This window comes from Silvibacterium sp. (assembly GCF_047605705.1).
GTDB lineage: Bacteria > Acidobacteriota > Terriglobia > Terriglobales > Acidobacteriaceae > Silvibacterium.
Window position 1 is genome coordinate 25743 of record NZ_JASGFD010000047.1, and the last position, 13204, is coordinate 38946.

Consider the following 13204-nt stretch of genomic DNA (forward strand, 5'->3'; position numbering starts at 1 on the left):
CATATGACACCGCTCGTCGTATGACACTCCAAACATCGAAGGGTATCGATGCCACAGACCAGAAAAATGTGTCCCAGATGTCAGGAAGTCCAGCTCACGCGGATTGCGCGCCTGGGTTTTCTTCAGGAGCGGATTTACCCCCGGCTCGGCTTGTATCCCTGGGAATGCGGACAATGCCGCAGGATTTTTCTCCTCAAGAGCCGCGGCGTCCGCGTCCGGAAGAAGAGCCTGCCCGTCGCAGCGGACTGAGAAGATCGATAGAACTGTACCGACCCTATGCGGGAGCCACGAGCGTGGCTCCCGCATAGTTTTGGGCGCAATCTTTCTCTACCGCCAGTGACCCGGAACCCAGACATAGCCACCAGGGCGGCTATCCCAGTGACCCGGAACCCAAATCACTCCCGGACGCGGTGGAACTGCCCAGCGGCCGCCTACCCAGATATAGCGGTGGCCATCCCAGCGGTGATACCCATCCACCCACACATAACGCGGCCCAGGTGCAATCGGACGGCGTTCCACAATTGGCGGGGGCGGAGCGACGCGCACAACGACCTGAGCAAAGGCTGCAGTCGTGCTCAGCAGCGCGGCCGCTGCCAGGGTGAGAATCATTTTGCGTTTCATATCTCTCTCTCCTTCATGCGTTCTGAGAACACGCCCGGAATAGACCCGACTCATGGAATCGAGTTGCGGAGGAAATCGAAGCGCTACCACTGGTCAGAACCGGCAGAGTGACGTCAAGCACGCAAACGCCACAACTTCACTCCATAAACAGGCTGTCCCAAAATCAGCCATACGGATTTCAAAATGACAAAAGTACCCTGAAACCCGGAAAAATACGGGCTTATTCCGAAAGGATCGCTGGCATGATGAGGCAGAATTTTTTCCGGGTGAATCCGGATATCGATGAACGCTATTTTCTCCTCTCTCAGCACGATGACAACAACCATGGTCTCTCTCCTGGCCTCTTTGCCATCCCGGATGTCCGCCGCGTCTCTGCTCTGGCCTCTCGGCATTTCCATGGCGATGGTCAACACGGTGTGCGCAGTGCTGTTATTGATCTCCCTGGGAGCGGCGATCTACGCCATCCGCATGCGGATCCGGGCCCGCACATTGCAGAGAGCGATCGGTGACGAGGTTGCACGCCAGACGCGGGAATCGCTGATTGAACGCGAGCGGAGCCGCATTCTTGAAGCCATCGGCAACACGCTTCCCCTGCCTCAGGTTTTGGCGTTGATTGTCAACTTCATCAGTGAGCAGCGGCGCGGCCTGCGCTGCTGGTGCATCCTGCGCCGCGGGGCGACGGTGCCCTCCGCCTCTGCCGGCACACTGGAATATCCCGGTGACGATGTGGAGCAGTTCCGCTACGACATCCACACGGCAGACGAGGAATGGTTAGGGGCTTTCCTGCTCGAAGGCCATCCCTCTCCTGACGACTCCGAGCTTCTGCGCATGGGAACCGACCTGGCCATGCTTGCCATCCAGAACCGGCAGATGCAGGAGGCGCTCATCCATCGCACGGAGCACGACCCGCTCACCGACCTACCAAACCGGCTGCTGTTCGAACGGCGCGTAGCCCAGGCTATGGCCGCGGCGGAACGCCACACCTACGGCTTCGCCCTCATCTACATCGATCTCGACCACTTCAAAAGGGTCAATGACCGCTACGGGCATCACATCGGCGATCTCTATCTGAGGACTGTCGCCCGCCGCCTCTCCGAACGCCTGCGTCGCCGCGACACGCTCGGCCGCGTTGGAGGCGACGAGTTCCTCGCGCTCATCACACAGGTATATGAGCGCGCCGAAGTCGAAGAAGTCGTGCAACGCCTTGCCGACGCCTTCACCTCACCCTTTCCGCTCCAGGAGTTCCTGCTGACCGGAACCGCGAGCTTCGGCATCGCGCTCTTTCCCCACGATGGAGCGAGTCTCCAGCAGCTTGAGGTCGCCGCAGACGCAGCGATGTATGCAAGCAAGCGGGCAACGAGATCACGCAGTGTCGAGGTGAAAGAGAGTTCCCACGGCCTGAGGCATTTCCATCCGCATGCGCCTGTTCCACAGGGAAAGGTCGACGCATAACATCTTCACCATTCGCTCCCTGCTTCGATCTCGCATGCCTGGTCCTTCTCATTTGTGAGAGAACCGCAGAGTGCACATGCCGGGACGCCTATCCCGTTGTAAACTTGACCTATTGTGGCCGGGTAGCTCAGTTGCATAGAGCAGGGCACTCCTAACGCCAAGGTCGCAGGTTGGAATCCTGCCCCGGTCACCACATCCTTACTTCCAGCATCGAATGCGCATGAGAGCCGCCGTTCTCCATCGCCCGAACCCTTCCAGCCGCACCCCGCTCGTTCTTGAAGACATTCCTGTGCCGGTACCTGCACCAGGCCAGTTGTTGCTGCGCGTGGAAGCCTGCGGCGTCTGCCGTACCGATCTGCACATCACCAGCGGTGAACTGCCTCCGCTCCACGAGTGGATCACGCCCGGGCACCAGATTGTCGGCCGCGTGGAGCAGGCCGGTCCTGGTGCCGATGCGAGCCTCGTCGGACGGCGTGTCGGCGTCTCCTGGATGGGCGGAGTCGACGGCACCTGCCTGCTCTGCCAGAAAGGGCATGAGAATCTCTGCGACCAGCCGACCTTCACCGGCTATTCCGTAACAGGTGGATACGCCGAGTATGCGGTCGCGCGCGCCGATTTCTGTATTCCACTCCCCGAGGATGTGGACGCCGCTTCCCTCGCGCCGCTCCTTTGCGCCGGCATCATCGGATTTCGCAGCCTGCGTGTCGCAGAGGTCGAGCCGGGTGACCGCGTGGGCCTATATGGATTCGGAGCTTCCGCCCACCTCGCGATCGAAGTGCTCAAGCATTGGGGCTGCGAAGTGTACGTCGCGACACGAGGCGAGTCGCATCGCAGGTTCGCCCGCGAACTCGGTGCGGCCTGGGTCGGAGATGCGCTCGATCGTCCTCCGGTGCCACTCGATTCGGCGGTCACCTTCGCGCCCAGTGGTGATGTGGTTGTGTCGGCACTCGGCTCACTGCGCAAGGGCGGCATCGTTGCGATCAACGCCATTCATCTCGACCGCATTCCAGAGTTCGATTACGACAAACTGCTATGGGGAGAACGCCAGCTGCGGTCCGTCGCCAATATGACCCGTCAGGATGCGAGTGACTTCGTTTCCCTGGCTCATCGAATCCGCATCCGCCCGCGTACCACCGTCTTCCCTCTCACCGAGGTAAATCGCGCACTGGATGCTGTTCGCAATGATGCCGTGGATGGAGCCGCGGTCGTTGTGCCGTAATCCCGCAATCTTCAACGGAGGGAGATGCGCATTTCGTCCACCACGCCCCTGGCGAACGCATCCCAGTTGAGGCAGGACTCGAACCTCTGCCGCGCCGCACGCGCCATGGCAAGGTAAGCCTGGCGATCGGAGGCGAGCGCGAGTATACGACGGACGTAGAAATCCGCCGCGGCATCCACCGGCTCCAGGATGCCGGTCACTCCATCTTCAATTATCGATGGGACCGCGTGCACTGCGCGCGAAACCGGAGGCAGTCCAAAGGCCTGGGCTTCCGCAAACACCAGTCCAAAGCATTCGGCCTCAGTCGGTACCACCAGGAAATGCGAAGAGAGAAAAAGCTGCTGCAGCTTCAGCCCCTCCGATGGATCACTGATGCGCAATAGACCGTGGGCAGTAACGATGTCTGCCAGGCCCGCAGGGATTTCCTGGAATCCGCCCACGACATCGAGATGAACTTTGGCGCCTGCAGACTTCAATCCGCGCGCGATGTCGAGAGCCAGCGGCCCTCCCTTTCGCTCCCAGTCCTTTCCGACGAAGAGCAGGCGTATCTCGTCGCTGGAGCGCGCGCTGATCGCTGCATCGAGTGAGGTTCCGTCAAGAGCCGGAAACCAGTTTGCTCCTAAAGGGTGGACGCGTGTCTGCTCCGGCGATACTCCGTAAAGTCGCTGCGCTTCCTCTGCCGCCCATCGGGACGGAAAGATGAGACGAGTGCACTTCTGCGCAGCCGCGGCCTCGAGACGGGCGAAGCGAGGCCCCAGTAAGGGCATCTTATCGAAGCTTTGATATGTCTGTTTCCAGGTCAGCCATGGCGCATCCGTCATCATATAGACCGGAACCCCGGGATCTTGAATATGGATGAGGCAGTGCGAAGAAATCGCCAGCACGGCATCGGGCTTGAGTCGGCGGATCGCGTCTTCTGTTTCGCGCGCGAATTGGCGTTGCGCAGGCGGCGTCAGATAGAGCGGATAACGCTGCTGTCCCAGTGCAGCGCGCAGCAGCCCGTGAAGGAGAGTGCGCTTCGGACGCAGGCCTGCAAGCACCGAGACTTTCTCTATCTGCCGCTCAAGAGCAAGACGCGTGTTGTAGGGAATGCCGCTCCAGGAATCTGGATTGGACGGGTCTTCGAGGGTAACCAGGAGAAGATGGCCGGGGTAGGGTTGCGCGGTCAGTCGGGTCTCCAGTCCTCAAATGGATCTTAGACAAGATACGGTGAGACGGCCAGGAAAGCAGTCTCACCGTAGGCAGTTTAGTGCACTTCCACCAGCTGCTCTTCCGTCTGGCCCGAACCGTAGCGGTTCTGGACGTACTCGTCGAGGATCTTACGGAAGTCGGCCACGATGGTGTCTCCGCGCAGGGTGGTCATCAGGCGGCCATCGACATAGACCGGAGCCTTCGGCTCTTCGAACGTGCCCGGCAGCGAGATGCCGATGTTCGCGTGCTTCGATTCACCGGGGCCGTTTACGATGCAGCCCATCACAGCAAGCTTTAGCTCTTCGACTCCGGGATACTGCTGGCGCCACACCGGCATCGAGTCGCGGAGGTAGGTCTGAATCTGCTCGGCCAGCTCCTGGAAGTAGGTGCTGGTCGTGCGTCCGCAACCCGGGCAGGCCGTAACCTGCGGGGTAAAGCTGCGAATCGCCAGCGACTGGAGGATCTGCTGTCCAGTGAGCACTTCCTCGGTGCGGTCACCGCCCGGCTTCGGCGTAAGCGAAACGCGAATGGTGTCGCCGATGCCCTTGAGCAACAGCGGCGAGAGGCCTGCCGTCGAGGCCACAATGCCCTTCATGCCCATGCCGGCTTCGGTGAGACCAAGGTGCAGAGGGTAGTCGCAGCGACCGGCCAGCATCTCGTACACATCGATCAGGTCGCGAACGTTGCTGACCTTGCCGCTGATGATGATCTTGTCGTGACCGAGGCCGTAGCGTTCGGCTGCAGAAGCGGAGTCGAGCGCCGAGCGGCACATGGCTTCCATCATGACGTCGCGCGTATCGGCAGGATTGGCCGACTTCGAGTTCTCGTCCATCATGCGCGTCAGCAGAGCCTGGTCGAGCGAACCCCAGTTCACGCCGATGCGCACCGGCTTGTCGTTCTCGACCGCGCACTCGATCATGGTGCGGAAGTTATCGTCGTTCTTGCGGCCCACGGAAACATTGCCGGGGTTGATGCGGTACTTCGCCAGCGACTTCGCACACTCCGGATACTTCTTGAGCAGGAGGTGCCCGTTGTAGTGGAAGTCCCCGATGATCGGCACCTGGATACCCAGCTTGTCCAGGCCTTCCACGATGTACGGAACGGCCTTCGCCGCTTCGTCGTTGTTCACCGTTACGCGCACCAGCTCCGAGCCGGCCGTGGCCAGCGCAGCCACCTGCTGAATCGTGCCTGCGACGTCGGCGGTGTCCGTGTTGGTCATCGACTGCACCACTACTGGTGCCTCTGATCCCACCCGAACGTTCCCAACCTTGACCGTAACGGTCTTCCTGCGATGAATCTCCGGCATAAAGTCCTCGCTTCCATTTTACTCGACCGGGGCGGTTTCAGGCATCTCCGACGTGAACACGCATCTCCTTTGAATGCAGTCAATTAGGGTATAGCGCGGATTGTTTCGAGAATGTTTCGGCTCCCAACGCACCCGCGAGTACCATGGAGGCACGCCATGAAGACCCTCATCGCTTCCGCGCTGCTGCTCGCAGCCGTACCCGCATTTTCATCCCCCGCCCCCAGGAATCAGCAGGTGAACCCAGATACCGTTTCCGCCGAGGCCCGCAAGGTCCACGACTCCGCCATCGTTATCGACACCCACGCCGACACCACGCAGCGCTTCGTCGACGAAAACTTCGACCTTTCCGATCCGCTGAACGGCGGCCAGCTGAACCTCGACGCCGCGAAGAAAGGCAATCTTGGCGCTGAATTCTTCTCCATCTGGGTCGAGCCGGATCTTTACAAAGGACAGGACGCGCACCGGACGCTGGAGCTGATCGATGCTGTCTACCAGCAGGCGGCGAAGCACCCGGACCAGATGAGCATGGCCTTCACCGCCGACGACATTGAGCGGGCGCATCACGAACACAAGCTCGCGGCACTCATGGGCATCGAGGGCGGCCACTCCATCGAGAACTCGCTTCCACTGCTGCGCGATTACTATCGCCTCGGCGTCCGCTACATGACACTCACCTGGTCGAACTCGCTCGACTGGGCAAACTCATCGGGTGATCAGAACAAGCCCGGCGCTCCGCACAACCCCGATGGCCTCACCCCCTTCGGCAAGCAGGTTGTGCTCGAGATGAATCGCCTCGGCATGATGGTCGACATCTCGCATGTTGCCGACGACACCTTCTGGGCAGCGATTCAGACCACGAAGGCGCCAGTGATCGCCTCACACTCCTCCGCCCGGGCGATTGCCAACGCTCCCCGCAACATGACCGACGAGATGCTTCGCGCAGTCGCGAAGAATGGCGGCGTGGTGCAGGTGAACTACTACTCCGCGTTTCTCTCGCAGGCCTATCGCAACGCATCGAACGCGCAGTCTGCGGAAGTCGATAAAGCGAAGGCTGACCTGAAGGCGAAGTATGCAGCCGAAGGCAAGCAGGTGACATACGGCGACCTCGAAAAGCTCGAGCGCAGCTATGCCGATCGCATTCCGCGCCCGCCGCTCAGCGCACTCATCGACAACATCGACCACATCGCCAAGGTCGCAGGAGTGGACCATGTGGGCCTCGGTTCGGACTTTGACGGTGTGAGCGGCCAGCTGCCCCAGGGCATCGACTCTGCGGCCGATCTGCCAAAGATCACTGAAGCGCTGCTGGCCCGCGGCTACTCGCCTGAAGACTGCCGCAAGATCCTCGGCGGCAACCTGCTTCGCGTCCTGCGCGAGGTGGAACGAGTGAGCCGGGAGATGCAGGCACAACCGCAGTAAACATCGGCAAGAAAGTACAAAGGGCGGAAGCAGTTAGTCCTGCTTCCGCCCTCTTTATTCCGCGCCTTCCGAGCGGTTCAGCACGACTCCGCGCAAGGCTTGTCCCAGGCGCTTCGCCGCGCGCCGTACCCGGACAGCCGGCGTCCATCCAGAGCGGACGAGAAGCAGGACATCCTTCGCATGCTCCCGATGCCACTTCGTCCACCGTTTCGAGAGCACCGGCGGGCAGTCGACGACCACCCAGGCATACTCCTGCGCAGCCCATTCCAGGAATGGCTCGGCTTTGCGCAATACCTTTCGTGCCTGGTTCCCCGGAATACGATCCCTCACTGCGGAAATGTGCAGGCGCTCATTGACCAGAGTGAATGTGCTCTCTTCTTCCGACGCGATCTCCCGCAGCGCGCAATCGATGCCGTAGCGGATACGGGGATTGCCCAGCATGCGCCGCATCGACGGCTGTTGCAGATCCAGCTCCACCACCAGCACCGGCAGTGAACCCTCTTCCGCCCGGCTCGCCAAAGCCCAGCCAAGATTAAAGGCAGTGCTGGTCCGTCCGTCCTCCGAGTCGGGACTGGTCACAAAAATCGTTCGCGTGGCCTTCCACGCATCTTCGCCCGCAATCTTCGCCGCCAAGGCCAGATAGCCCTGCAAACGGCGCGATTCTTCGCCGCCGGCGAATACCAGAGCAGGATCGAGGTAGCGGCCGTCCAGCGGAACAAGCTGCCGCGGCCCGTTGCGAATCAACGTGCCCATTTCAATCTGGGGACTCTCTACCACTGCAGAAGTGCTCATCGCGTCGCTCCCCGGATCGCTTTTCTCTGGATCGCGCGCTTCCTCGAACTGCCGATCACAACGCCGTAAAAGGATATTTCCGGCGGCAAGGCTTTCATCGTGCCGCCCGCATCCAGCACAGGACTGTAGCGCCGGAAGATCGTCACCATATAGAGCACGGCTATCAGGACCGCCCCGGCTATTCCGCCCCACAGCAGCAGTGTCCGCTCTAGATTCGGCCTCACGTGAGGACCCTCTCCCCACGCGATCACGGAGAACGTGCCTGCGGGATTCGCTGCCGCTGCTCCGTCCGCCGCAGGCCTTTCGGGATGGGGACTCGTTTCGCCCTCCGCGCTATTCGCAGGCGAGGCAGGAGTGGCCAAAGGCTGATTGCTCAGCGCAGCGATCTGGTCTTCCAGTGTGCCGTGTTGCAATCGCAGCTGCGCCAGCTGTTTCACGATCCTATCCAGCTCTTCTGCCCGGGAGGCGCCCGCCGGAGGCGGAAGGAGCATCGAGTACTGATGGCGAAGCCCAGCCAGCGATTGTTGCACCGCGGCAATCTCTGCGTCGTCCGCATCATCCTGCTGCAAGTCTTCGAGACGGCGTTTCGTCGTGGCGATTTTCGAACCGATCAATGAGCGTTGCGCTGCATCAGGATCGATTACCGTCCCCGTGTCGGCCGTGCTCGTCTCCAGCTGCTGCTGGTCGGCGCTGAGCTCGCTGATACGCTCGGCCATCTCCTGTTCCTGGAACCGCAGCGATGCCAGGCTCTGTTTCCCGGCCGGCTTTGTCCGGACACTCTCAGCGGGGAGAGGCCTGGCCTTTTCTGTCTTCGAAGCACGAGATGCGGCAGGAACCGAAGCACGCCAGGAAGCCAGTGCGGAGGAAACGGCGTTCACGGCACTCAACACCGCTGCGGGATTCTGTCCGTGCAGCGTGACCTGGAGCAGACCCGGGCCCGGTTGTTCCAGATCCATCTGCGCTCGAAGCGCCAGCCCCGGGCTATTCTCCGCTCCGTCCGGCGAGGAATCTGCGTCGGGCACAAACTGGGTACTGGCTGCGATGGCGTTGAGTCGATTGGCGGTCAAAATGCCACCGGCGGTCTCCACAATCGACGTCTCAGCCGCGGGTTGATCGGCCAGAAACTGTTTCGGGCTTTCATAGGAGAGCAGAGATGACGCAAGGTAATCAGACGGGAGCCGGGTCCACTCCCAATAGGCCGCCCCACCAGCCACCGCTCCAAGAAGAAGCGCTACCAGCCAGTGCCCTGGGGGAATACTTGTCAGACGCTTTCGTAGAATTCCAGCGTTCATATCGCACGGCTTACGGCCGTTGTTCTCCTGTTCCGCCGTACTGCCCCGCAGCAATATCTTTCGTCGCGCTGCAATGCGTTTCTTGGCTTTGCAAGCCTTATACAACGCTTTGCTATGGGAAGGCCGCAGTTATCTGCGGGGAATGCACCTCTTCAGATTCGGTGATCGTTACTTTTGAAATCTTGCTTCCATTACTTCGCTCGCGTCATGCGCCTGAATTTCCCTCCTTCCCTCGATCATGTACTCTTGTCCTTTGAGAATCAGCATGCGCGTTTCGTTCTGGATCCCTGCCCTCTGCCTCGCCTTTACGAGCCTGCTCAGTTACTCGCAGCAGACCACGCCCGCCCAGGACTCGCAGTCCTCCACTCCGGCTCAGAGCACCACACCGGCACAGTCATCTTCGTCGCAGGATCTTCCCGACTCTCCCGGCACACAGGTCCATCCGAGTCCGCAGCCGGCGGGTCCGACTGTGGTCTTCGACACCTACATGGGACGCATGACCTGCAAGTTCTTCTCCAAGGAAGCCCCCAACACCGTCGCCAATTTCATCGCTCTGGCGCAGGGCACCAAGGACTGGACCGACCCGAGAAGCAAGCAGCTCGTCCACGGTAAGCCGCTCTACGACGGCACCACCTTCCATCGCGTGATCCCAGGCTTCATGATCCAGGGCGGCGACCCCATGGGCGACGGCACCGGCGATCCTGGTTACCTTTTCAAGGATGAGTTCGATCCGTACCTGAATTTCGATGTTGCCGGCCGTCTTGCCATGGCGAATTCCGGTCCGGATACCGACGGCTCGCAGTTCTTCATCACCGAGCAACCGAACGACGAGCTCGACCAGAAATACACCATCTTCGGCCAGTGCGACGATCACGCCGTGCTTATCGTGCAGTCCATCGCCCGCGTCGAGCGCGATCCGAACGACAAACCTCTCACCCCTGTCATCCTCAACAAAGTCACGATCGTGCAGGATGGCCAACCGCTGCCGCCCGATCCGGGCCCCGCAGCCGCTACCCCGGCTCCCGCTCCTCAACCGCAGCATTAGTCACGCTGTCGCATCCCTGAGAGCGCAGCTCTCGCGCGGAAGCCGGAACTTCAGCACCCTGAATCTCAGGACCAAGGAGAAACCATGTCCCTTCAACCCGGAACTTACGCTGTCTTCAATACCACCGAAGGCAAGATCGTTACTCGCCTCTTTGAAAAGGACGCGCCCAAAACGGTTGCGAACTTCATCGAGTTGGCCGAAGGCGGCCGCGAGTGGACTCACCCGGTCAGCAATGTGAAGAGCAAGGACAAGCTCTACGACGGCACCATCTTCCACCGTGTGATTCCCGACTTCATGATCCAGGGCGGCGATCCGGCAGGCTCCGGCTTCGGCGGCCCCGGCTATCGCTTTGAAGATGAGACCAAGGGCTCGTCGCACCGCTTCGACAAGCCCGGCAAGCTGGCCATGGCCAACGCCGGTCCGAACACCAACGGCTCGCAGTTCTTCATCACCGTGGCGAACACCGAATGGCTCACCGGCCGTCACACTATCTTCGGTGAAGTGGTCGAAGGCCAGGACATCGTGGAGAAGATCTCGAAGGTCGCCCGCAACGGACAGGACAAGCCGCACAAGCCCGTCCAGATTGAATCTCTCGTCATCGAGCGCGTCTAGAACAACCTTTGGCTGGAAATAATATGAGCTCCGCTGGCAGTTGCACAGCGGAGCTCGTATTATTTGCGCCTCGGTATCGGGTCAACACAACGCAAACTTTAGTTTGGAGAATAAAGCTGCACAGAAAGCGGGTCCGATGTGAGCCCATTCGACAGGGGTTTACTCTGTATCGACTTCATCCCCAGCCCTGAATCCAATCCATGTTCTTTCTGTATTCCGCCCCTGTCTGCGAGGCCGTTCGTGATCTGCGTCGATGGCAGGCCCATCTGCTTTGCCGCTTCCTGGTCTTGCTTGCGGCGCACGCGGTCACGTTGAAAGAACTCGCCACGATGAGCCGTCAGCGACGGGTTCAGAAACGTCTTGTTGTTCAGGTCGAAGGATCCAAAAGCAAGCCCTTCATCCGCAGGAGCGCTCCGGTCAGAGACTTGGGCGTCCGGCGGACTGAGCAACGCGGTCCCCATGGTGCTGTCAGGAAATCCACTCGCCGAGAGGGTTGCATTCCCCGAAGGCGTTTTTACCCTGCTGGCAAGCGTGGAAGTAGAACGGCTGTCCTGCTTCTCATAGTCCCCTAAAGCGATAGCAGAGTCTCGAGCAACCGAGTGAATCGCAGTTCCCGTCGCCCCATATCCCGCCGACAAGGTAACCGGCATCGCTGTCGTGGTATCGACGCGAAAGCTCGTCTTTTCCGTTTCCTCTGGACTTGCATTCGTCTCTCTGTCGTCCTTTTTTGACGGCTTTGCCTGGCCTGCCCTCGTCGCATCTGATTCGCCCACTCCCCGAGCAAGGACGGATTCATGGGAAGCATCGAAACGGGAGAAGGCATCGATGCCGAAGCCTGCCGTAAACATGAAGGAATTGCTGCGTCCGAAACTTGCCCCGTTCATATCCGGCCGTGGGAGCGGCTGAAGCGCCTCGCTCGAAACATCTGACTTCGATGTGAGCTCTTTGTCGAGGCCAAGAATGTCGACATTGACATCCGATCCGGGCACATCTGCAATCGCCGAAGTACTGAGCGAAACTGTTGCCGCAGATGAAATCGGCGTGGTCAATACGGTTCCCTGCGTCACGCTGGACATCGAAGCAGGCTCACCCGAAGTCAATTGCCCGAACGCCGCCGTCGCAGAGCCAGTCAAGAGACAGGCTGCCAGTATCAGACGTTGACGAGCGACCAGGAACACAAGCGATCCTCTAGTCATCAGAGGCCGGCTGTCCGCGCCGCAGGGCGCATTCGGAATGCGGGAAACCGGAAAAACAGTTCGAGCACGGCAAGAAAAATGCACCCGTGGAGAATCGTGACGAAAAAGCTTGTGATGCCATTTTCGGTAGCGAGTGTCTGAAAAAGGCATGTCATCACGAGAAAGAGCGCAGAGAGTGGATGTAGAAATCCAGAAATGAACTCGACCACGTGACGCAATCCCCAGGCGAGAATGATGGGATACAGGATGACCCCGATCATCCCAAAATCCAATGCGCCTGCCGTAAGGATGGAGTTTGCCTCGTCGACATACGTAAAGCCGAAAAGCAGATCTGCCATCTGTTCTTCAGCCAGATATCGATCCTTATGCGGATTGATGGCGGAAGGCACGGCCGTCTGAATCTGAGCGTAAGCATCCTGGCCCAACGCGGGTTCCAGCCGTTCACTGCGCCCCAGCAGTTCGGAGAAGAATCCGAGAATGAAGGTCCGCGTCTGGACATTTTCCTGTGTTGAAGACAATGCGCGATCGAAGGCCGTGCCGTTTTCAACCCAGAGTGAAGCAATGGCTACACGCTCGGAGAGACTCACATCAGCATCTCCTCTGCCATAGCCTGCCATGCGCAACAGCATGAATCCTAAGGAAAGGACCAAAATGAGGACGGCGACGCCCGCCAGCACGAGAAACTGACGCCGCAGATTCCCGAAAAGGCGAAGCCCTAAGATGCGAGCCATAAAGATCGTCATCGCACACGTATAAACCAGCACTCGCCGACCGGTTATCGCCTGCATCACGAGAAGGCTGAGAGCGCAGGCTCCGAGCAGCCATTTGCGCCAGCCTAGTCCGGGATATCTGAGGAACTCGGCCGCCGAGATAGATGTCAGAGGAGGCAGGAACCATGAGGCCGCATCCGCACCCACGCTCAGGTGACCTGCGTCGATGACCGCACCCATGTAGGAAATGACCCCGGCGCGAAAGGCCAGCATCATCGCTGCTGTTCCGAGAAGAATCAGGGTGTAAAGCCGCGGGGTGGAGTCGAGTTTGAAATCCAGCCCGAAGATTGGA

The 13204-nt window shown here is 60.0% G+C and carries 13 protein-coding genes and 1 tRNA gene; 6 read left to right on the plus strand and 8 right to left on the minus strand.

Annotation, left to right across the window (positions count from 1 at the left end; translation table 11 throughout):
• Window positions 1-327: 327 nt before the first annotated feature.
• Complete coding sequence (locus QM649_RS15680; protein WP_415200000.1) at window positions 328-621, minus strand: hypothetical protein; 294 nt, start codon at window positions 619-621, stop codon at window positions 328-330.
• 113 nt (window positions 622-734) lie between these two features.
• Window positions 735-947, minus strand: a complete 213-nt coding sequence (locus tag QM649_RS15685) for a hypothetical protein (RefSeq protein ID WP_415200001.1) — start codon at window positions 945-947, stop codon at window positions 735-737.
• On the opposite strand from QM649_RS15685, the gene QM649_RS15690 reads away from it, so the two are divergent.
• From QM649_RS15690 to QM649_RS15700, 3 genes are all read left to right on the plus strand, one after another.
• Window positions 946-2073, plus strand: a complete 1128-nt coding sequence (locus QM649_RS15690; RefSeq protein WP_415200002.1) for a diguanylate cyclase domain-containing protein — start codon at window positions 946-948, stop codon at window positions 2071-2073. The two genes, QM649_RS15685 and QM649_RS15690, sit on opposite strands and share 2 nt — an antisense overlap.
• 116 nt (window positions 2074-2189) lie before the next feature.
• Window positions 2190-2266: transfer RNA gene (locus QM649_RS15695), tRNA-Arg, on the plus strand.
• A gap of 27 nt (window positions 2267-2293) precedes the next feature.
• Window positions 2294-3292 (plus strand): zinc-dependent alcohol dehydrogenase family protein, encoded by a 999-nt coding sequence (locus tag QM649_RS15700; RefSeq protein WP_415200003.1) that lies wholly within the window; start codon window positions 2294-2296, stop codon window positions 3290-3292.
• A gap of 11 nt (window positions 3293-3303) precedes the next feature.
• Here the strand turns inward: QM649_RS15700 and QM649_RS15705 are convergent, their stop codons facing one another.
• Complete coding sequence (locus QM649_RS15705; protein ID WP_415200013.1) at window positions 3304-4473, minus strand: glycosyltransferase family 4 protein; 1170 nt, start codon at window positions 4471-4473, stop codon at window positions 3304-3306.
• Window positions 4474-4538: 65 nt separating this feature from the next.
• On the minus strand, window positions 4539-5789 hold the full coding sequence (gene ispG / locus QM649_RS15710; protein ID WP_415200004.1) for a flavodoxin-dependent (E)-4-hydroxy-3-methylbut-2-enyl-diphosphate synthase: 1251 nt from the start codon (window positions 5787-5789) through the stop codon (window positions 4539-4541).
• Window positions 5790-5945: 156 nt separating this feature from the next.
• On the opposite strand from ispG, the gene QM649_RS15715 reads away from it, so the two are divergent.
• On the plus strand, window positions 5946-7205 hold the full coding sequence (locus tag QM649_RS15715) for a dipeptidase (protein WP_415200005.1): 1260 nt from the start codon (window positions 5946-5948) through the stop codon (window positions 7203-7205).
• A 54-nt stretch (window positions 7206-7259) separates the two neighbouring features.
• Here the strand turns inward: QM649_RS15715 and QM649_RS15720 are convergent, their stop codons facing one another.
• A complete protein-coding gene (locus tag QM649_RS15720; RefSeq protein WP_415200006.1) occupies window positions 7260-7997 on the minus strand; it encodes a tyrosine-protein kinase family protein in 738 nt (245 codons plus the stop codon).
• Entirely contained in the window at window positions 7994-9289 is a 1296-nt protein-coding gene (locus QM649_RS15725; protein ID WP_415200007.1) for a hypothetical protein, read from the minus strand. Before QM649_RS15725 ends, QM649_RS15720 begins: the two co-directional genes overlap by 4 nt.
• A 265-nt stretch (window positions 9290-9554) precedes the next feature.
• On the opposite strand from QM649_RS15725, the gene QM649_RS15730 reads away from it, so the two are divergent.
• Both QM649_RS15730 and QM649_RS15735 read left to right on the plus strand, forming a co-directional pair.
• Window positions 9555-10334, plus strand: coding sequence for a peptidylprolyl isomerase (locus tag QM649_RS15730; RefSeq protein ID WP_415200008.1), 780 nt, complete (start codon window positions 9555-9557; stop codon window positions 10332-10334).
• Window positions 10335-10418: 84 nt separating this feature from the next.
• The gene (locus QM649_RS15735) at window positions 10419-10946 is read left to right on the plus strand and encodes a peptidylprolyl isomerase (protein ID WP_415200009.1); all 528 of its coding nucleotides are present in this window, start codon (window positions 10419-10421) and stop codon (window positions 10944-10946) included.
• A 98-nt stretch (window positions 10947-11044) separates the two neighbouring features.
• Here QM649_RS15735 and QM649_RS15740 read toward each other — a convergent pair whose 3' ends face one another.
• Together QM649_RS15740 and QM649_RS15745 are read right to left on the minus strand one after the other, a co-directional pair.
• Window positions 11045-12124, minus strand: coding sequence for a hypothetical protein (locus tag QM649_RS15740; protein ID WP_415200010.1), 1080 nt, complete (start codon window positions 12122-12124; stop codon window positions 11045-11047).
• Between the two features lie 17 nt (window positions 12125-12141).
• A partial coding sequence (locus QM649_RS15745) for a hypothetical protein (RefSeq protein ID WP_415200011.1) occupies window positions 12142-13204 on the minus strand: 1063 nt, incomplete at its 5' end.

What these genes read in the sequence shown, in the direction of transcription:
- QM649_RS15680 (WP_415200000.1), bottom strand. Translation starts at nt 621, where the DNA reads ATGAAACGCAAAATGATTCTCACCCTGGCAGCGGCCGCGCTGCTGAGC.
- QM649_RS15690 (WP_415200002.1), top strand. Translation starts at nt 946, where the DNA reads ATGGTCTCTCTCCTGGCCTCTTTGCCATCCCGGATGTCCGCCGCGTCT.
- QM649_RS15685 (WP_415200001.1), bottom strand. Translation starts at nt 947, where the DNA reads ATGGTTGTTGTCATCGTGCTGAGAGAGGAGAAAATAGCGTTCATCGAT.
- QM649_RS15700 (WP_415200003.1), top strand. Translation starts at nt 2,294, where the DNA reads ATGAGAGCCGCCGTTCTCCATCGCCCGAACCCTTCCAGCCGCACCCCG.
- ispG (WP_415200004.1), bottom strand. Translation starts at nt 5,789, where the DNA reads ATGCCGGAGATTCATCGCAGGAAGACCGTTACGGTCAAGGTTGGGAAC.
- QM649_RS15715 (WP_415200005.1), top strand. Translation starts at nt 5,946, where the DNA reads ATGAAGACCCTCATCGCTTCCGCGCTGCTGCTCGCAGCCGTACCCGCA.
- QM649_RS15720 (WP_415200006.1), bottom strand. Translation starts at nt 7,997, where the DNA reads ATGAGCACTTCTGCAGTGGTAGAGAGTCCCCAGATTGAAATGGGCACG.
- QM649_RS15725 (WP_415200007.1), bottom strand. Translation starts at nt 9,289, where the DNA reads ATGAACGCTGGAATTCTACGAAAGCGTCTGACAAGTATTCCCCCAGGG.
- QM649_RS15730 (WP_415200008.1), top strand. Translation starts at nt 9,555, where the DNA reads ATGCGCGTTTCGTTCTGGATCCCTGCCCTCTGCCTCGCCTTTACGAGC.
- QM649_RS15735 (WP_415200009.1), top strand. Translation starts at nt 10,419, where the DNA reads ATGTCCCTTCAACCCGGAACTTACGCTGTCTTCAATACCACCGAAGGC.